The sequence below is a fragment of the Bradymonas sediminis genome (assembly GCF_003258315.1).
GTDB classification, from domain to species: Bacteria; Myxococcota_A; Bradymonadia; order Bradymonadales; family Bradymonadaceae; genus Bradymonas; species Bradymonas sediminis.
Genome location: NZ_CP030032.1, coordinates 118,705 through 137,994 on the forward strand (window position 1 = coordinate 118,705; position 19,290 = coordinate 137,994).

Annotated in this window: 12 protein-coding genes and 1 tRNA gene; 6 read left to right on the top strand and 7 right to left on the bottom strand. The window is 62.0% G+C overall.

Translation table 11 applies throughout. The features are described 5' to 3' along the window. Positions 1 to 39: 39 nt before the first annotated feature. Complete coding sequence (uvrA, locus tag DN745_RS00390) at positions 40 to 2,925, bottom strand: excinuclease ABC subunit UvrA (protein ID WP_204355057.1); 2,886 nt, start codon at positions 2,923 to 2,925, stop codon at positions 40 to 42. A gap of 350 nt (positions 2,926 to 3,275) precedes the next feature. On the opposite strand from uvrA, the gene DN745_RS00395 reads away from it, so the two are divergent. Together DN745_RS00395 and DN745_RS00400 are read left to right on the top strand one after the other, a co-directional pair. Further along, a tRNA-Thr gene (locus DN745_RS00395) sits at positions 3,276 to 3,349 on the top strand. 334 nt (positions 3,350 to 3,683) lie between these two features. Beyond that, complete coding sequence (locus DN745_RS00400; protein WP_111331103.1) at positions 3,684 to 4,178, top strand: hypothetical protein; 495 nt, start codon at positions 3,684 to 3,686, stop codon at positions 4,176 to 4,178. 21 nt (positions 4,179 to 4,199) lie between these two features. Here the strand turns inward: DN745_RS00400 and DN745_RS00405 are convergent, their stop codons facing one another. Both DN745_RS00405 and tnpA read right to left on the bottom strand, forming a co-directional pair. After that, positions 4,200 to 5,051: a substrate-binding domain-containing protein gene (locus DN745_RS00405; RefSeq protein ID WP_111337479.1), complete on the bottom strand. Its 852-nt coding sequence runs from the start codon at positions 5,049 to 5,051 to the stop codon at positions 4,200 to 4,202. 947 nt (positions 5,052 to 5,998) lie between these two features. After that, the gene (tnpA, locus tag DN745_RS00410; RefSeq protein ID WP_111331105.1) at positions 5,999 to 6,403 is read right to left on the bottom strand and encodes an IS200/IS605 family transposase; all 405 of its coding nucleotides are present in this window, start codon (positions 6,401 to 6,403) and stop codon (positions 5,999 to 6,001) included. A 910-nt stretch (positions 6,404 to 7,313) separates the two neighbouring features. Between tnpA and mutS the strand changes: the two genes are divergently transcribed. Both mutS and DN745_RS00420 read left to right on the top strand, forming a co-directional pair. Beyond that, positions 7,314 to 10,109 (top strand): DNA mismatch repair protein MutS, encoded by a 2,796-nt coding sequence (gene mutS, locus DN745_RS00415; RefSeq protein ID WP_111331106.1) that lies wholly within the window; start codon positions 7,314 to 7,316, stop codon positions 10,107 to 10,109. A gap of 85 nt (positions 10,110 to 10,194) precedes the next feature. Continuing rightward, complete coding sequence (locus tag DN745_RS00420) at positions 10,195 to 12,060, top strand: sugar-binding protein (RefSeq protein ID WP_162687363.1); 1,866 nt, start codon at positions 10,195 to 10,197, stop codon at positions 12,058 to 12,060. 92 nt (positions 12,061 to 12,152) lie between these two features. Here DN745_RS00420 and DN745_RS00425 read toward each other — a convergent pair whose 3' ends face one another. The 4 genes from DN745_RS00425 to queG form a co-directional block, all read right to left on the bottom strand. Continuing rightward, the gene (locus tag DN745_RS00425) at positions 12,153 to 12,671 is read right to left on the bottom strand and encodes a gamma carbonic anhydrase family protein (protein WP_111331110.1); all 519 of its coding nucleotides are present in this window, start codon (positions 12,669 to 12,671) and stop codon (positions 12,153 to 12,155) included. Continuing rightward, complete coding sequence (locus DN745_RS00430; RefSeq protein WP_111331112.1) at positions 12,668 to 14,467, bottom strand: serine/threonine-protein kinase; 1,800 nt, start codon at positions 14,465 to 14,467, stop codon at positions 12,668 to 12,670. The genes DN745_RS00425 and DN745_RS00430 overlap by 4 nt, the downstream gene beginning before the upstream one ends. Before the next feature lie 184 nt (positions 14,468 to 14,651). After that, complete coding sequence (locus tag DN745_RS00435) at positions 14,652 to 15,491, bottom strand: N-formylglutamate amidohydrolase (protein WP_111331114.1); 840 nt, start codon at positions 15,489 to 15,491, stop codon at positions 14,652 to 14,654. Positions 15,492 to 15,619: 128 nt separating this feature from the next. Further along, a complete protein-coding gene (gene queG / locus DN745_RS00440) occupies positions 15,620 to 16,816 on the bottom strand; it encodes a tRNA epoxyqueuosine(34) reductase QueG (protein ID WP_111331116.1) in 1,197 nt (398 codons plus the stop codon). A gap of 106 nt (positions 16,817 to 16,922) precedes the next feature. Here queG and DN745_RS00445 point away from each other — a divergent pair, with 106 nt between their 5' ends. After that, on the top strand, positions 16,923 to 17,744 hold the full coding sequence (locus tag DN745_RS00445) for an AAA family ATPase (protein WP_111331117.1): 822 nt from the start codon (positions 16,923 to 16,925) through the stop codon (positions 17,742 to 17,744). After that, positions 17,744 to 18,952, top strand: a complete 1,209-nt coding sequence (locus DN745_RS00450; protein ID WP_111331119.1) for a vWA domain-containing protein — start codon at positions 17,744 to 17,746, stop codon at positions 18,950 to 18,952. The genes DN745_RS00445 and DN745_RS00450 overlap by 1 nt, the downstream gene beginning before the upstream one ends. Positions 18,953 to 19,290 lie beyond the last annotated feature (338 nt).

Here is a 19,290-nt window from a genome sequence, read left to right on the forward strand (position 1 = left end):
GCACAGCGCGGGCGCCGCCAGGCGCCCGCGCTGTTTCGTTTATCCCAACTCCTCCCTCAAAAACTTACCAGTATAACTCCCCTCAACCTTCGCGACCTCTTCGGGCGTGCCCTGGGCGATCAATTGACCGCCGCCGATGCCGCCCTCCGGGCCGATGTCGATGAGGTAATCCGCGCTCTTAATGATGTCGGTGTTGTGCTCGATGATGACCACCGTGTTGCCGGCGTCGACGAGCTTATCGACGACTTTGAGCAGGCGGCTGATGTCGTGGAAGTGCAGCCCGGTCGACGGCTCGTCCAGGATATAGAGCGTCTCGCCGGTGGCGATTTTTGCCAGCTCGCGCGACAACTTCACCCGCTGGGCCTCGCCGCCCGACAGGGTTGGGGAGGGCTGGCCGAGCTGGATATAGTCGAGGCCGACGTCGAGCAGGGTTTGCAGGATGCGCGAGATCTTCGGGTGTTTGTCGAAGAGCTCGGCGGCCTCGGCGATGGTCATATTGAGCACGTCATTGATGCTATGACCGCGGTATTTGATGCGCAGCGTGGTCGGGTCAAACCTGCCGCCGTGACACGCCGGGCAGGGGACGTAGACGTCGGATAAGAAGCTCATCTCGACGACCTGCACGCCCTGACCTTTGCACTCCGCGCAGCGCCCTTCCTTCACGTTAAAGCTGAAGCGCCCCTTGTCGAAGCCGTACATGCGGGCTTCGGGCAGGTTCGTGAACATATCGCGGATATGGTCGAATGCCTTGGTATAGGTCGCCGGGTTGCTGCGCGGGGTGCGCCCGATCGGGGATTGGTCGATGCGAATAACTTTGTCGAAATGGTGAAGTCCTTCGATCTCATCGTGCTCGCCGACCGTGCGGTGCTTGAAGAATACCTTGCGGGCGACCGCCGGGTAGAGCGTCTCGTTGACCAGCGAGCTTTTGCCCGCGCCGGATACGCCCGTCACACAGATAAAGGTGCCGATGGGAAAGTCGACGTCGATGCTCTTGAGGTTGTGGTGGCGCGCGCCGCGGATCGACACGCAGGGGCCGTCGGTGGGGCGGCGCGTCTCGGGAACCGCGATCTCCTTTCGCCCGGCCAGATAGTCGGCGGTCAGCGAGTTCTCGCTCTTTTTGAACTCTTCGAGCGAGCCGTAGGCGACGATTTCGCCGCCGTCTCGGCCGGCGCCGGGGCCGAAATCAACCAGCAAATCCGCGTGCTCCATGGTGTCGCGATCATGCTCGACGACCAGCACGGAGTTGCCCTGGTCGCGCAGGCTCTCGAGGGTCTCGAGAAGTCGGCGATGGTCCCGCGGGTGCAGCCCGATCGACGGCTCATCCAGGACGTACAAGACCCCCGACAGCTCACTGCCAAGCTGGCTGGCGAGCCGAATGCGCTGGGCCTCGCCGCCCGACAGGGTCGCAGTGCCACGTCCCAGCGACAGATAACTCAACCCCACGTTGAGCAAGAATCCAAAGCGCTCACGGATCTCTTCGAGCAGCTCGGTGCCGATGATCGCCTCGCGCCCCTCGAGTTCGATGCCCTCGAAAAAGGCGAGCGCCTGCTCGATGTCCAGGGCGTTGACCTCGCTTAAGGGTTTGCCCTTAAAGAAGACCGCGCGGCTCTCCGGGCGAAGGCGCGACCCCTCGCAGCCTGGGCACGGGGCGGGTTGGCGAAACTCGTCGAAGAAGTCGCGCGTCGCCTTTTTCTTGGCTTTTTTGCGCGCCTTATTCACAAACGACACGATGCCCGGGAACCCCTTATAGCCCTTCTTTTTGGCCTCTTTCGGGCCCTCAAAGATGGTCTTTTGAGCCGTCTTCGACAGCTTATGCCAGGGAAGATCGAGGTCGATATCGTGGGCCTTGGCCGTCGTTTTAAGCTGCGGCCAGATCTTCTCGACCTCTTCGGCGTAGCCAAATCGCTCGCCACGCTCGGTGTCGGGGTCCGGGCCGATGGCCTCGATGACCCCGCCGCGCAGCGACTTTTTGGGGTCGATAATCAGCGCCGCCGTCTCGACCTGCATCGTGATGCCGCTGCCGGAGCAATCCGGGCACATGCCCAGCGGGGTGTTAAACGAGAAGCTCTGATGAGTGAGCTCGTCGTAGGCGATATTGCACGCCGCGCAGGCGCGTTGCGTGCTATAGAGCTGCTCGTTGGCCGGGGCGTCGGGCGCGTCTTTATCCGGCGGGATCGCGACGATGCACTGGCCCTCGGCGGTCGACAGGGCGAGCTCAACGGAGTCGGTGATGCGCTGAATTTTGTCGGGCTTGGCGATGAGTCGGTCGACGACCACCTCGATATGATGGCGCGTGTGCAGCGCGACCTTCTCGACCTCTTCGAGCAGGCGAATCTCGCCGTCGATGCGCACTCGGGTGAACCCGTCGTGGCGCAGGTCGTCGAAGAGCTCCCGGTACTCACCTTTGCGGTTTCGCACCAGCGGCGCGAGCACCATAAAGCGGGTGCCCTCCGGCAGCGACAGCACCTGCTCGACGATCGCATCGCGCGACATCGCGCTCACGGGCGTGCCACATTTATGGCAATGCTGCTGGCCCAGGCGCGCGTAGAGCACGCGCAGGTGGTCGTGCAATTCGGTGACCGTGCCGACGGTACTGCGCGGGTTATTCGACGAGGTCTTTTGCTCGATCGAAATCGTCGGGCTCAACCCCGAGATCATGTCGTATTCGGGCTTATCCATCTGCCCGAGGAATTGGCGCGCGTAGGTCGACAGGCTCTCGACATAGCGCCGGCGGCCCTCGGCATAAATGGTGTCAAATGCCAGGCTCGACTTGCCTGAGCCGCTCGGGCCGGTGAAGACCACGAGTTTGCGCTTGGGAATCGTCAGGTCGACATTTTGCAGGTTATGCGCGCGCGCACCCTCCACGATGATCGACTTTTGGCTGGCGCGGCGCGCGCTCTTTTTAGAGGGCGTCGCAGATTTCACGGTCGGTTCGGCAGTCATAGGATGGCATACGGCTTAGGGATGGATGCTCGGCGGACAATACAAACGCAGCACTTTCTCGCCCAACATGAACGGCTATGGCAAGGCGCGTATTTCATCGGCGCGCGATCTTCGAATAGGCTGGCAGGATCGCGCGGCGCGCCGATGTAGGTGGAAAGTCGCCGGGCGACAGGATTCGGCGCGAATCGCAGGACTTTCGCCGAGATTGGCGCAAATCGGGCACCTCGGGGCGAGTAAATGAAGTGAACATCTTGACAACCGGGAATGGCTTGCTTATAAGCCGGTTCCCGATTCGTCGGTTTTCCGTATCTCGGATAATCTTCGCCTCGATCGCCAACATAGCTCAGCTAGGTAGAGCAGCTCATTCGTAATGAGCAGGTCACCGGTTCGAATCCGGTTGTTGGCTTATCTCTCAAAAATAAAATGTTCGTGAATCAGTGCGTCTTTGTGCGCGCTTTTTTGCGTTTATATACCGCCGGCGCGCCGCCGTCTGCGGTGGCGGCAGGTGATATGGCGGGGCTGGGTGCGCGCGAAGACCGGCCCGGTGCGCATCGGGATTCGGGTGACCGGTATAGATGCCGCGGGTCACCAGGCTTGATGCGGAGTCGGGTTTGCTCGGGGTCGACGTTGCGAATTTTGGTGTTTGGAGAGTGGCGATAGATTTTATAGACTTTTTGTCGACGGATGCCTCGAATGAGGTGCGTAAAGACTTTCTATCACCGCGAAAATACGGAGCGCATATGGCCGAAAAATACGACGAACTTCCCCAATGCGGCATCATCTCTAAATACGCCTTTGAGGACCCGGACGCCTGGCGCGCCGCGATGCAACGCCGGCGCGAGCAACTCTTAGACGCGATGCTTCGCATCCTCGCCGATGACTTCAACGATGTCTTTGAGGTCGGCGCGCGGCTCAATCGCCTCTTTGCCCCCTTTAACGTCTACGGCGCCCACGGCGATGTTCAGAACCACCTGGTGGTGCTGCCGAGCTTCGACGGGCAGAGCAATCAGCAGGGGATCCTGAACTTTCAACTGCAGAATCGGATCTTGGATTTTAGAAACCCCATCGACTATCGCAGCCTCAAGCGCGTCGATGATGTCTGGTGGTTCGCGGACGAGGCGCTGCCGCCGAGCTACGACGTCGCCGAGCTGCATAAGGAGGCGGCCGCGGATTGCCTGGGGATCGTGTGGTGGGGCAATCAATCCGAGATTGAGCATACCCCGGTGGGGCGTTGAGGCGTCGGTTGGCACGCTAACTTAAAACGCCAGGATATCCCGGGCCGCCAGCGCCTCCTCGATCAACCCCAATTGCATCAGTTTTTCCTGAACATCGCCCAGCTCGTCATGCGTCAGGGGCTCGCTCGCCCATTGGGTGAGCGAGAGCCAGGCTTTGACGTCGGCGGGTTTTTGCCCGAATCGCTCGGCGATAAGCGCTTCGGTCTGCGGCGCATCTTTGAAGGTGGCGGTCGCGGCGTTGATGACCTTTAGGACCGAGCGGACGTCGGGTTCGTGCGCGTCGAGGACATCGTTTCGCGCGGCGATCACAAAGCTTGGCCAGGGCGTGGGGCACTCGCCGATGCGCCGAAAGATGCCCTGGTCGACGTAGGGCTTGGTCATGAACTTCTCCCACATAAAATAGTCGCCACGCCCTTCGGGCAGCCCCTTAAGCGCCCCGTTTAGGTCGTCGATCACCTCAAATTTCAGGTCTTCTGTGAGGTTCCACCCGTGACTTTCGGCGTTCACAAAGGCCATCAGGTGCGAGCCCGAGCCGTACCGGCTGATCGCGGCGTGGGTGCCTTTTAGGTCCGCGATGGATTGGTAGTCGGAGCCGGCCGCGACATGGATGCCCCATAAAAGTGGTGACTTTACATAGACTTGCGCGATCTTCGCGGGGTTCCCCTGGACGATGTCGCGCACGATGCCCTCGGTGAGGATGACCGCCAGGTCGATCTCTTTGGCGCGCAGCGCGCGGTTCAGGTCGCCGGTGCCTTTGGGGAAGTCCCGCCAGACCAACTCAACCCCCTCGGCCTCGAATTTCTTCTCGCCGATGGCGATCTGCCAGGGGAGGTTAAAATGCTCGGGGACGCCGCCAATGATGAGTTTTTTCATGATTAAGTTATAGCGCAGGTTGCGATTAGGTTTGCGGCCTCGCGGGGCGAGGTGCACGCGTGGGGTCTTCTAATTGTTTGGGTGCGCGCCGTCTATACGTGTTTGTGATGTTCTCGTTTGTTGAAGGCTTGACCCCCCCCGAAGGCTACGTCCGCCGCTGAAGGCTACGTTCGCCGCCGAGTGTACGACCTCCGCCCAAGGTGTGATCTCCGCCCAAGGTGTGATCTCCGCCCAAGCCATAACCCCCGCCGAAGGCTACGTCCGCCAACGCTGGCGCGATTGGCGCCCTACGCCCACGGCTACTAGTTCGGTTACGCCCCTGCGGGGCTTGGTGCGCGGGGACCATGCATGTTTGTGGAACTTCGTTGCGCGGTGGTGTTGGGCAATGTGTTCAAAAACGCGACATCGTTTGAAATGCCCAAGACGCACACCTCGCAAGCCCTGAAAGGGCGTAACCGAATCGGTAGCCGCGGTCGGAGCGTAGTTTGCGTAGGCTGCGGCGGGGTGGCGAATAGCCGGGAGCGTGGTGACTATACGACCGCCGCCCAAGCCATAACCCCCGCCGAAGGCTACGTCCGCCGCTGAAGGCTACGTTCGCCGCCGAGTGTACGACCTCCGCCCAAGGTGTGATCTCCGCCCAAGCCATAACCCCCGCCGAAGGCTACGTCCGCCAACGCTGGCGCGATTGGCGCCCTACGCCCACGGCTACTAGTTCGGTTACGCCCCTGCGGGGCTTGGTGCGCGGGGACCATGCATGTTTGTGGAACTTCGTTGCGCGGTGGTTGTGGGCAATGTGTTCAAAAACGCGACATCGTTTGGAATATCCAAGACGCACATCTCGCAAGCCCTGAAAGGGCGTAACCGAATCGGTAGCCGCGGTCGGAGCGCCGTTTGCGTAGGCTGCGGCGGGCGTCTTATTCGAGGGGTTGTGTTGGGCGATCGCCGTCTTAGCCTAACCGCTCGAATGGAGCCCATAGATCATCTTTTTTATGGTGGTTCTTTTGGTTTAACACGTAGTGAATAATGCCATCCATATCGTTGGGGTTTAGCGTGAACGCGCCGAAGCCCGCTTGCCAGGCGAAGGTGTCGAGGTGCGCAAAATTGCGCTTTAGTGCCTTGGTTGTCTCGGTTTTTACGCGCCCCACAAAAGTGCTCACGGCGAGGGTTGGAGGTATTGCGGCGATGATATGAATGTGGTCTTCGATTCCGCCGATATGCGATATTTTTGCGTTGAGGGCTTCTGCCTCTCTGCGAAGAACCCTGTAGGCAACATTTTCAACGTCGGGAGTTAGGAGTGGTTCACGATATTTGGTCGCCGTAACGATATGATAGCGCAGTCGGGTATAGGACATTATCCGCCTTAATGTTTAAAGATGTCTGAGATTGTAGGAGGTCTACATAGTAGACGGTTGAGTGGCTTTTTCATATTGAGATTTCGGTCTATTGGGGGGGGGGGCTTGGCAGCCGCCGAAGGCACGACCCCCGCCGAAGGCACAACCCCCGCCGAAGGCTACGTCCGCCAACGCTGGCGCGATTGGCGCCCTACGCCCACGGCTACTAGTTCGGTTACGCCCCTGCGGGGCTTGGTGCGCGGGGACCATGCATGTTTGTGGAACTTCGTTGCGCGGTGGTGTTGGGCAATGTGTTCAAAAACGCGACATCGTTTGAAATGCCCAAGACGCACACCTCGCAAGCCCTGAAAGGGCGTAACCGAATCGGTAGCCGCGGTCGGAGCGTAGTTTGCGTAGGCTGCGGCGGGGTGGCGAATAGCCGGGAGCGTGGTGACTATACGACCGCCGCCCAAGCCATAACCCCCGCCGAAGGCTACGTCCGCCAACGCTGGCGCGATTGGCGCCCTACGCCCACGGCTACTAGTTCGGTTACGCCCCTGCGGGGCTTGGTGCGCGGGGACCATGCATGTTTGTGGAACTTCGTTGCGCGGTGGTGTTGGGCAATGTGTTCAAAAACGCGACATCGTTTGAAATGCCCAAGACGCACACCTCGCAAGCCCTGAAAGGGCGTAACCGAATCGGTAGCCGCGGTCGGATCGCCGTTTGCGTAGGCTGCGGCGGGCGGCGGGCTCGCGCGGCGTTTCGATCGTCGCTAACCGGACGCCCACCGCGCCGCGCATCCCAAAGACTTGATTGACGCCAAGGCGTCGGCGATGACACATTAAGCGGCGCATCTTTGCCCCTGCGCTTGCGCGGGCTATTTCGCGTCCTCGACGCGTGCCTGACCTGACCCCAAACCCCCTTGAGATGTATGAAGCTCACACCGATGTTGCGCCAATATCTGGAAGTAAAAGAGCGTTTTCCCGGCTCGATTCTTTTCTTCCGCCTGGGCGATTTCTACGAGATGTTTTTTGAGGACGCGAAGACCAGCGCGCGGGAGTTGGGGCTGACGCTGACGGCGCGTGGGAAGAATAAAAACGCGGTGCCGATGGCGGGGGTGCCGCATCACGCGGCGGCCGGGTATATCGACCGGCTGGTCGACAAGGGATTCTCGGTGGCGATCTGTGAGCAGGTCGAAGATGTGGCGGACGCCAAGGGGATCGTGAAGCGCGACGTGACGCGGGTGGTGACGCCCGGGGTGTTGCTCGACAGCGACTCGCTCGATGAGAAGGCGCCCAATTATGTCGCGGCCATCGCGGTCGGTTCGGCCAGCGAGGCGGCCCGGGCAGGCCAGGAGCTCACCTATGGGCTGGCCTATTTGGATGTGTCGACCGGTGATTTTCAGGTCACGGAGTTGCGCGGTCGCGCCGAGCTTTTGAGCGAGCTGAACCGCGTGGAGCCGCGCGAATTGTTGATCCCGCAGGCCGAAGAGGGCGACGCTGTTTTTGCCGAGAGTAACGCCCAGGACGATGACGGCCGGCCGCGAATCAGCGGGCATTTTGAGGCCATGCGCGCCCAGCTGGAGGGCGTGTTTTTAAGGCCGCGCTCGCCGAAATGCTACGCCTCAAAACACCTGCTGGAGCGCGTCGCCGCCGGGCCGCGCCTGGCCGACGACCTGGCGAGCGACGCGTATTTTTTGAAGAGCGCGGCGGTCGAAAAGATCTTCGCGCGCGTCCATGACTTCAACTTCGAGGGCGGCGAGGCGGTGGCCAAGGCGGCCTGCGCGGTGCTCGATTATCTGGTCGAGACGCGCCGCGGTGTGCCGGCCAATATTCAGGCGGTCGAGCCGTATCGGGCGCGCTCCTTCCTGGTGATCGACGAGTCCACCAAGGCGAATCTTGAGCTGACCAAGACGCTGATGGGCGCGCGCCGAAGCGGCAGCCTGCTGGGGGTCATCGACAAGACCACCACCGCCATGGGCGCGCGCAGGCTTCGCCAATGGCTCAACTATCCGCTGGTCGACGCCACGCGCATCCGCAATCGCCACGACGCGGTCGAGGAGATGCTGCGCTTCCCGGCGCTTCGCGAGGATATCCGCAACGCCCTGGGCGAGGTCTACGATATCGAGCGGCTGTGCGCCAAGATCTCGTCGGGCAGCGCGAACGCGCGTGACCTGCGCAGTCTTCTAAAGACCTTGAGCATCATCCCCGAGGTCAAGGAAGTGCTGGCCGATTGCGAGTCGGAGTTCCTGGTCTCCCTGGACGAAAGCCTCGACCCCTGCCCGGAGCTGCGCGACCTGATCGAGCGCGCGATCGTCGATGACCCGCCGATCGAGTTGACCGAGGGGCGGCTGTTTAGGGCCGGATTCCACGCCGAACTCGACGAGCTGATCGACCTGTCGGAGCACGGCAAGGACTGGCTGCTCAATTACGCGGCCGAGCAGAAACAAGCGACCGATATCAGCAGCCTGAAGATCAAATATAATAAGGTCTTTGGCTACTTTTTGGAGGTCACCAAGTCGAACCTGGACCTGGTCCCCGAGCACTATATTCGCAAGCAAACGCTGGCGAACGCGGAGCGCTATTATACCCCGGAGCTCAAGGAGATGGAGGAGAAGATCCTGAGCGCCGATGACAAGCGTAAGACGCTGGAATACCAGCTCTTTCAGGAGCTCCGCCAGACCGTCGGCCTGGAGGTCGGCGCGCTGCTTCGCACGGCGAGCGAATTGGCCAATCTCGACGTGATCGCGGGGCTCTCGGAGTTGGCCGCGCGCCTGGAATACACGCGCCCGACCATCTGCGATGAGCCGGTCATCGAGATCGACGAGGGCCGCCACCCGGTGGTCGAGAGCACGCTCAAAGACGAGCGTTTCGTGCCCAACTCGGTGCGCATGTCGCCGGAGCGCCGCCTGCTCATCATCACCGGGCCGAATATGGCCGGTAAGTCGACGGTCATCCGCCAGGTCGCGCTGATTAGCCTGCTCGCCCAGATGGGCTCCTTTGTGCCGGCGAAGAGCGCCCGGCTCGGGCTGGTCGATAAAATATTTAGCCGCGTGGGCGCCAGCGATAACCTGGCCCGCGGCCAGTCGACCTTTATGGTCGAGATGACCGAGGCCGCGCATATCCTCAATAACGCGACCGACAAGAGTCTGGTCATTCTCGATGAGATTGGCCGCGGCACCTCGACCTTCGACGGGCTGTCGATCGCCTGGGCGGTGGCCGAGTATCTGCACGATAAACTTCAATCAAAGACGATGTTCGCCACGCATTATCACGAGCTGACCGAGCTGGTGCGCACCCTGGACGGGGCGCATAACCTGTCGATCGCGGTCAAGGAGTGGAACGACGATATTATCTTTTTGCGCAAACTCGTCGACGGCGAGGCCAACCGCTCCTACGGCATCCAGGTCGGCAAGCTCGCCGGGCTGCCCGAGCCGGTGGTCGCGCGCGCCAAGCAGGTGCTCGAGAACCTCGAGGGCGGCCAATTCGACGAGCGCGGCGTGCCGCGCGCCGGGCGTCAGCCGGGCAAACCCGCGCCGGTGACCGCGCGAAATAACCCCAATCAGCTCGGCCTCTTCCAAGCTCCCCCGGCGCTCGACCCCGCCCAACAGGCGGCCCTGGAGCGCATTCAGGGATTAAATCCCAATACAATGACGCCGCTTGAAGCGCTTAATATTTTAGGTGAATTGGTGGGCCTTGTGGGCTCGTCCGACGACCTCAACAACTGATGGACACCCGATCATGCGGACCCGAATTGCGTTAGTATCGCCCCATAAATATTCAACTTCTCGAGGGCGTCTGGGGAGCTTGAAGATGCTCGTGCTGACCTGCCTGTTGAGCATGGCTGCGTTTAGCGTTGGCTGCTCAAGCTCGAAGTCCCACGAGCTCGACCCCTTCGGCCTGGCCGATGAGCCCGATCCCAACGACCTGCTCGACGAGGAGATCAAGCCGCGGCGCGGGACGCCTGCGCGCGCGCGTCGCAGCGCCGCGGTCGACCAGCCGTTGCTCGTCTTGCCGCTGCCGAAGGCCGAGACCAGCAAGACGATCGACGGGGACTTTAGCGATTGGAATACCCGCAAAGTGCGCACCTTTGGCAGCTCCAAGCATATCGTCACCGGCGAGGAGTTCTGGGGCGGGGCGAAGGACGCGAGTTTTAGCGTGGGGGTGGAGGCCGACGAGGGGTATGTCTATTTCTCGGTCGCGGTGCGCGACGACGTGGTTATCGACGCGGAGTCCCAGGATATCATGTCGGACGGCGTCATCATCTGGTTGCAGGACCCGAAGCTTGAGTCGGTCATCGCCTCGCTGCCCGACGGGATGGCCAAAAGACACGATATCGGCTCGGAGAGCGCGATTTTATTCACGCCGGACGGGCAATTCTGGCGCTTCGATCGCCCGGATGGGGCGCTGCACCGCGCCGGCATCACCGCGGCGACCAAGAAGACCAAGGACGGCTATAACGTGGAGGTGGCGTTGACGCTGGGCGTCATCGGGCAGGTGGCCACGCTGCCGACCGAGGCGGTGGCGTTTCGCGTTGAGCTATTGGACGGCGATGAGGCCGGGCGCCGCGGTGAGCAGACGCGCCTGAGCATGTTACCGGACCCGCTGGGCCCGCGCTTTGCCCGCTACGAGGTGGGCGGCTGGCTGCCGTTCTCGCAGGCTAAGGGCCAGCCGCCGCGCCCAGGCGCGCTGGGGCGCTGGGTGCTCAACGGCGACACCTGGTATTATGATAGCTTCGAGGTCGTGCCCAACAGTTGGCTCCTGCTCCAAGACACCAGTGAGTTCGAGGAGACGCTGGCCAAGACCGATGTCTTCGACGAAATTTGCCCGCTGGCCACCAGTGAGCGCGAGCTGGTCGAGGCGTATCAATCCACCCGCGGGACGCAGCGCGCCGGGCTGCTTTTGTGCGGGCCGCGCGCGCCGGGCAATCGTTGCCCGAGCGACGCCCAGAGCGAGCTCTATTGGCTAAATCTGGAGCGCCAGGGCGAGGACTGGAGCCTGGCAAAGCACGCGAAGGTCACGCCCGAGCCGCTGCAACAATGCGCCAAGACGCCGCGAAAGGGGGGCGATTTCTACTCGGAATTCTCGCTTCTCCCGCTGGAGATGCTCGGCCCGACGGTGTGGGGCATCGGCTGGCATAAGGGGTATTCGGACCGCAAGGAGCGATCGCTTGAGCGGGGGGTATGGTTCGCCAATCCCGACCTCCCCACGCCCTATATGGGGACCGCGATCGCTGAGAAGACTCGCGCTCGTACGCGCGAGCGCACGCTCTCAAAGAGCCATGTCTATCTGGCGTTGGTCGACGACGTGGCCGGCCTCGATATCTGTGAGGTGGAGCGTATTCAGGAGCAGCAATGCAGCGGGCTGGACCGGCGCTGCGCCACCACTGAGTTCGGGGAGTCGGTGCAGGTGCACGTGAAGTTATGGTCCCCGCATAAGCAGCGCTTCGAGACCTATCTGCAGACCAAACATCGCGGCTGCAGCGCGGCGACCTTCGACTTCAACGAGCGTCGCGGTTTTATGCTCCTCGTCGAGCCGGGGCGCCTGGGCGCGCTCGCCTCGCCGGCGAATCCGGGGTCGAAGCGTCGCAGGCAAGAGGTTGTGGCGCCGGTCGAGGTCCCGGCGGCCGCCGAGCCCGAAGCCGCACCTGCACCCGCCAAGGGGGTCGACCTCTTCTGATTGGCGAGTGAGACGGGCTGATGGCCCACATAAAAAAGCGCCCGGCCGAGTTGGCCGGGCGCTTTTTTATGTGCTGAAGTTTGGTCGAATCATTAAGATGATGCGTGGCGCTGGGCCAGCGCGACATAGTGGTCGGCGGACTTGCGGAAGCCCGCGACCTCTTCGTCGCTGAGCGGGCGCACGGTGCGCGCCGGGCTTCCCAGGATCAGGCTGCGCGGCTCGAAGGTCTTTCCGGGGGTGACCACAGCGCCCGCGGCCACCAGGCAATTGTCGGGGATCACGGCGCCATCCAGGATGATGCTCCCCATGCCGATCAGGCAGTTATCGCCGATGGTGCAGGCGTGAACCAGCGCTTTGTGCCCGATGGTGACGCCTTCCCCGATAATCGTGGGGAATTTGCCGCTCTCGATATGAATGACGGTGCCGTCCTGGATATTGGTGCGCGCGCCGACGCTGATATGCTCGAGGTCGCCGCGCAGCACGGCGTTATACCAGACGCTGGCGTCGTCCCCGAGCGCCACGTTGCCGATGACGCGCGCGCCCGGGGCGATATACACCCGGGCGCCCAGCGAGGGCCGCGCGCCCTCAAATGGTAGAAGTTGGTCGCTCACGCGTCCTCTTCTTCGAACATATCGCCGTATTTATCGAGCTTTCCGAGCACATCATCGGCGGCGACGTCTTCGTCGACCTCGGAGTCAGCGTCGAATGCGCTGTCTTCGACGTCGCTGTCCTCGTCGGCGACGCTGTCTTCGTATTCGCCCTCGAAGTCGTCGGCGAAGTCAGCCTCGACCGGCGCAGCCGGGGCCTGCGCGACGAAGGTGGCGGCCCCGCCGGCGGGCGCCGAGGAGGCCAGCTCGATGCCGCCGAGCTCGCCGAACTCGATGGGGTCGCGCATGAAGAGGATGCCCGAGCGGTTGTCGAGCAGGTTCATGACGTCTTCGGCCTGATAGAGCTCCTGGAGGATCTCCTGGACGTTGAGGAAGCGGTCGGCCGGGTCATCCACCGACATCTTGTCGAAGATATCATCCAGGCTGCGCGGGATATCCGGGTAGAAGCTCGACGGCATCGGCGAGCGCCGCCCGGGGACTTTGCCCGTGAGCATCTCGTAGAGCATGATCCCGAGCGAGTAGATATCGCTCTGCTCGGTGGCCGAGTTCGGGTTCTGGAATTGCTCCGGGCTCATATAGGCGACGGTGCCCACGCCGACATAGACATGCGCGGTGTTGGCGTCTTCGCGCTCGACCACATTGGCCATGCCGAAGTCGCTGATCATGGCGTTGCCGGCGGCGTCCAGCACGACGTTCTCGGGCTTGAGGTTGCCGTGGACGATGCCGTTGTCGTGGGCGGTGCTCAGGGCGCTCAAGATCTGCATAAAATATTTGAGCGCGACGCTAAGCGTGGGGCGATCCGGCATCTCGATGAGGCGGCGCAGGTTTCCGCGCGGGGCGTATTGCGTGACCACATAGGGGAATTCGGCGTCGGTCTCAATGTCGAGCACCTGCACGATATTCGGGTGCACCAGGCTCGCCTGGCGCTGCACGACCTCGGTGAAGCTCGCGATGATATCGTCGCGCTTGACGCCGGCGAAGACGTTAAAGACCTGGTCGACGACCTTGAGCGCGACGTCGCGCTTGAGCTTGACCTGGTTGGCACGGAACACGGTGCCGACGCCGCCGACGCCCAATTCCTCGGTGCGCTGATAGAGTTCGGCTCCGTTGGCGGAGGCTGGCGTTGCTTGGTTCTGCCCTGGATTGTTCATTGCGTCTCTTTGTGCGGTCGGTCGCTCGTGATTGGAATTAACATCGCCGGCGGGGTCCAAATCGGTCGCTGGCGGTGCGCTGGCGGGCCCGGGCCCATCGAAAACTCGGTCGGACATCAGGTCGAGAGCTGCCTCATCGGTCAGCGGCTCGTCGGCCGCAGCGTCGCTCGGCGAGTCTTCGAAGTTATATGAATCACTGCTGATTGCGTCGTCGAAGGGGGCGCTGATCTCCTCGGCGTCGGAGCCGTCGCTTAAGCGCATATCATCGAAGCCGGAGGCCATCTCATCGATGAGCCCGTCGCCGAGCATGCCGTCGAGCGCCATCGCGTCATCGTCGGCCGCGCTGGGCTCCACGATCTGGTCGGCGAACGCCTGGGCGACCTGGGCGCTCCAGCTGTCCGTATTCTGCAGAGCGTCGCGCCCGGCGTCGGTCAGTGCGAGCTCATCGGCGATGCGGTTATAGGTCAGGAAATTCTGATCCTCGAGGAATCGAATATACGTAAGAATATGCAGGTGGAGCTCGGAGAGCCCGCGCTGAATCGCGTCATAATGCGCGACTTTTCCATCATCTTCTTCGATACGAACGTCGTCGAGGATATCGGTAAGGTCTTGGAGGATATCCTCAAGCGATGGGCCCTGGTCTGGCATGCTGATGGCTCCTGCGTCTCAGTGACTGAGGTGGTGAATACACTGAAATCGACCATATACCATCGCTGGGGAATGGGGCAATGCGCATCGGGGGGAAAATAGACGACGGGCGGCGAGGCACGAAAAAGCCCCCGCGGCGCGTCGGGCGCCGGGGGGGGGCTTGAGAGGCGGGGGCGGTATGGGCTTATTTCACGTCCATATCGGCCAGCTTGCCCAGCAGCGACGAGCAGGCTTTGCGCAGCCGCTCGATGCCGGGCATATCGATCGCGAAGGTGCGCTCGTTCATATAGAGGTCGCGGTTGATCTCGATCTGGATGGCGTGGATGTCGTTTTTGGGACGCCCGTAGTTGCGCGTGATCCAGCCGCCCTTATAGGGCTCGTTGGTCTTGACCGAGAAGGACAGGTCGCGGAAATGCTCCTCGACCGTCCAGGTCAGCGTCACGTCGCAGGATTGGCCGTCGGCGTTGCCCGGCACGATATCGGCGCGGCGGGTGCCCGGGTCGGTGTGGCCGCTGCGGCCCTTGGAGGGCATCGAGTGGCCGTCGACCAGGATGCAATAGCCGAATTGCTTGCGGATCCGGGCGATCTCTTCGCTGAGCGCCTGGTGATAGGGGTGGTAGAAGGTGTTGAGGCGGCGCTCGAAGGCGGCCTTCGACATCGGCGCGGCCATCACCTCTTGCCCGCTGGTGGTGGTGCGCCAGACGACCCCGCGGTCCCGATAATAGCCGGGCTCGTGGATGCGCACGCCGCCGCGAACGGTCTCGGGGGAGACATCGTCGGGGGCGCGGTTGAGGTCGACGACGTAGCGCGAGACCTGCGAGGCGATCAGCGTAGCGCCCAGGCTCGGCGCGTCCTGCCAGATCTGATCGACGTAGAGGTCGAGGTCGCGCTTTAAAATGCGACGACCCACGACCATCTCTTTGCGCACGTCATCGGGGATCCACTCGCCGGCATGCGGCACGTCGACGATGACCGGGAGAAGTTGCTCTTCTGGGCGTTCTATTCGGAAATAAGGCTCAGACATAACGCTAAACTCTTTCCTCGCAAAGCAGAGGCAGTGGAAGCTGCAGATAACCCTTGCATAGCATATATGATCGGCAGTGAATACAGATTATTCGCGTTTTTGTAGTCGAAACACAAGGGGCAACTTCGTCAGCGCTGGGCGGCGCGGATTTCTTCCTGGACATAGGGATCTTGCTCGGCCCCGGCGGCCTCGCAAAGTATCTGAGCCGCCGCGTCGCCGCCCACCTGACCGAGCGCCCAGGCAATATGACCGCGCACGAGCGGCTCAGGCTCGTCTTTGAGCAATCTTTCGCCCAGCAGTTCGACGATGGATTCGTCGCCGCTTTGGGCGAATGTATTGCCGATGACCACCGCGGCGTTGCGCCGAAGACCGCGTAATTTGGCGCGTTTGATGGCCGATTTGCTAAAATGCTCGACATAATCGGGCAGGTCGAAACACAGCAGTCTCTGCAGGGTCAGGCTGCGGTAGATCTCGCGGGTCTGAAAGCTCGCGTCCTCGGAGGGCTCGGCTTTGGAGTTCCAGGGGCAGACCACCTGGCAGATATCGCAGCCGAAAATATGGTCGCCGATTAAGGGGCGAAGCGCCCGCGGGATCGGGCCGCGCAGCTCGATGGTCAGATACGAGATGCAGCGGCGCGCGTCGATCACCGCCGGGCTGATGATCGCGTTGGTGGGGCAGGCGTCGATGCATTTGGAGCAGGTGCCGCAGCGGTCCGGGACCATCGGGTGGGTGGCCTCCAGGTCCAGGTCGACCAGGACCTCGGCGATAAACGAGAAGGAGCCGATCTCCGGGTTGATGAGCATCGCGTTCTTCCCCACCCACCCGAGCCCCGCCAGCGCGGCCAGGTCGCGCTCGAGGATCGGGGCGGTGTCGGTGGCCGGGCGGGTGCCGCAGTCGGCGCCGGTCTCGGCGTGGATAAACGCGGCGAGCTCGCGCATGCGCTCCCAGAGGGTGTCGTGGTAATCGTCGCCGTGGGCGTAGCGCGCGATGCGCAGGCCGCCGGCTAAAAGATCGGCCTCGCGATAATAATTCTTGAGCAGCACCACCACGCTGCGCGTGCCTTCCTCCATCTTGGTCGGGTCGACGCGAAGCTCATGGTGGCGGTCGAGGTAATTCATCGCCCCGTGGCGCCCCTCTTTGAGCCACTCCAGATATTGCTCGGCGTGCTTGAGGCGCCCGGCGGGGACGATGGCCGCGCGGTCAAAGCCCAGCTCGATCGCGCGCGCCATGATCTTGTCGCTGAGCGTCGGCTCGCCTTCGGGTTTGTTCGCGTCAGGTTGTTCGCCGCTCGATTGTTCGGCGCCAGAAACTTCGCTTGAAGACATCGCAACTCGTGATAGATGGTAGCAGCGTCGGGCGGAATAAAAGCAGCGCCTCGACGTTTGATTTCCGACTTTAGATTGTCCCTTCTTTTGCCCAAACCGACGACTTATGAATACGACCCAAACGCCTTCGAGCTTCGAGCAATTTCGCGGCACCGCCTCCTATATCACAAGCCCGGAGCTTCGCGATGTGGTGAATGTGGCGGTCGCGCTTCAAAAGCCGCTGCTGATCCGCGGCGAGCCCGGCACCGGCAAGACCCTGCTCGCCCACACCGTGGCCGAAGCCCTGGGCGCCGAGCTATTTCATTGGCATATCAAATCGACGACCAAAGCGCAGGAGGGACTTTATGTCTATGACACCGTTCAGCGCCTCAATGACAGTCGCTTCGGCGGGGCCGATGTCGGCGATATCGCCCAATATATCAAGCTGGGCGCGGTCGGGAAGTCGTTCACCAGCCCCGAGCGAAGCGTGCTGCTCATCGATGAAATCGACAAAGCAGATATGGAATTCCCCAACGACTTGCTCCACGAGTTGGACCGCATGAGCTTCGAGGTCGCGGAGACCCAGCAGCTCGTCGAGGCCAAAAACCGCCCGGTTGTGATCATCACGTCCAACGCCGAAAAGGAGCTGCCCGACGCGTTTTTGCGCCGCTGCATCTTCCATTATATCGACTTCCCCAGCCCCGAGATGATGGCGCAGATCGTCGACGTGCATCACCCCTACATCGATAAAAAGCTCGCGCAGATGTGCTTGCGCCGCTTCTACGCGCTGCGCAACAACCCGGCGGTGCGCAAAAAACCGTCGACCAGTGAGCTGGTCGACTGGATCGGCGCGCTGATCGCCGCGGGCATCTCGGCCGACACGCTCGCGCGCGAGATTCCGTTTTTGGGCGTGCTGCTCAAGCGCGAAGAAGACCTGGGACAATATTGATGTTTATCTCGTTCTTCTATTATCTGCGCGCCCGCGGCCTGCCGGTGAGCACCACCGAGTTTCTGACGCTGCTCCAGGCGCTGGAGGCCGGGTTGGCGCGCGAGAGCCTGAGCCATTTTTATCAGGTGGCGCGCAGCATTCTGGTCAAGCGCCCCGAGCATTACGATATCTACGACCAGGCGTTCGCGGAGTTCTTTAAGGACGCCGAGGTCAACCCGGCGCTGCTCGATGTCTTCCAAGATTCGTTCTTTGACGGGCTGCACGACGAGATCCTCAAATGGCTCGAAGACCCCAAGGCGCCGCCGCAGCTCAGCCCCGAGGAGCTGGCAAAGCTCAAAGAATTGGGCCTCGATGAGCTGCGCGAAGAATTCGAGAAACGCCTGCGCGAGCAGGACGAGCGCCACGATGGCGGCAGCCATTGGATCGGCACGGGCGGGCGAAGTCCCTTCGGCCACAGCGGCGCGCCGACCCCCGGCGTGCGCGTGGGTGGCACCGGGCGAAATCGCTCGGCCGTCCAGGTTGCGAGTGAGCGGCGGTTTCGCAACCTGCGAAAGGACCTCACCCTCGACGTGCGCGACATCGGCATGGCGCTGCGGCGGCTGCGCCAGCTTACCCGCGACAGCAGCCGCCAGATCCTCGACCTCGACGGGACCATCGACCAGACGGCCAAAAACGCCGGCGACATCGAGCTGGTGTTTCGGGCGCCGCGCGAAAACAACGTCAAATTGCTGCTGTTGTGCGACGTCGGCGGCTCGATGGACCCCTACAGCCGGCTGACCTCGCGGCTCTTTTCGGCGGCCCACCAGGCCAGTCATTTTAAGAGCTTTAAGAGCTATTATTTCCATAATTGCTTCTACGAGACGCTCTTTAACGATATGGAGCGCCGCGACGGGGAGCCGACCGAGCAGGTCTTTCGGAACCTGGACTCCTCCTGGCGATGCATCGTGGTGGGCGACGCGGCGATGGCCCCCAGCGAGCTGACCCAGCGGGGCGGCTCGGTCGATTATTGGCATTATAATGAGCGCCCCGGCTTCGATTATTTGCAGCTTCTGCGCGAGACCATCCCGCGCACCGTCTGGCTCAACCCGGACCGCCCGGAGTGGTGGGGCAGTTGGACCACCCAGGCCATCGGCAAGCTCTTTGCGATGTATCCGTTCACGATGCAGGGGCTCGAAGACGGCATCGACGAGCTGCGCCGGCGAGCGTAGCGGGCGTTGGGTGCCGAGCCGAATAAGAAACGGGCTGCCAATTTGATTTGGCAGCCCGTTTCTTATTCGGCGCTCGTTGACCACTCTTAAGATGGCCTGCTTAGAAGTCGGGCCGCTCAACATAGGTCCCGTTGAAGTCTACCCGGGTGATATGGGAGTTCGGCAGGCCATCGGGGAAAATAAACGTCGCATCGCGAACGATGCCGCTAAACGAGTTGCCGAAAGATGTGATTTGAACGGTGCCGGTCTTCGCGGTGCCTTCGATATTTAGATCGATGTCCGAGCCCGGCTCGTCCGGGAGATCGCAGATGAGCTGCACGCATTTATTGCGGCAAATG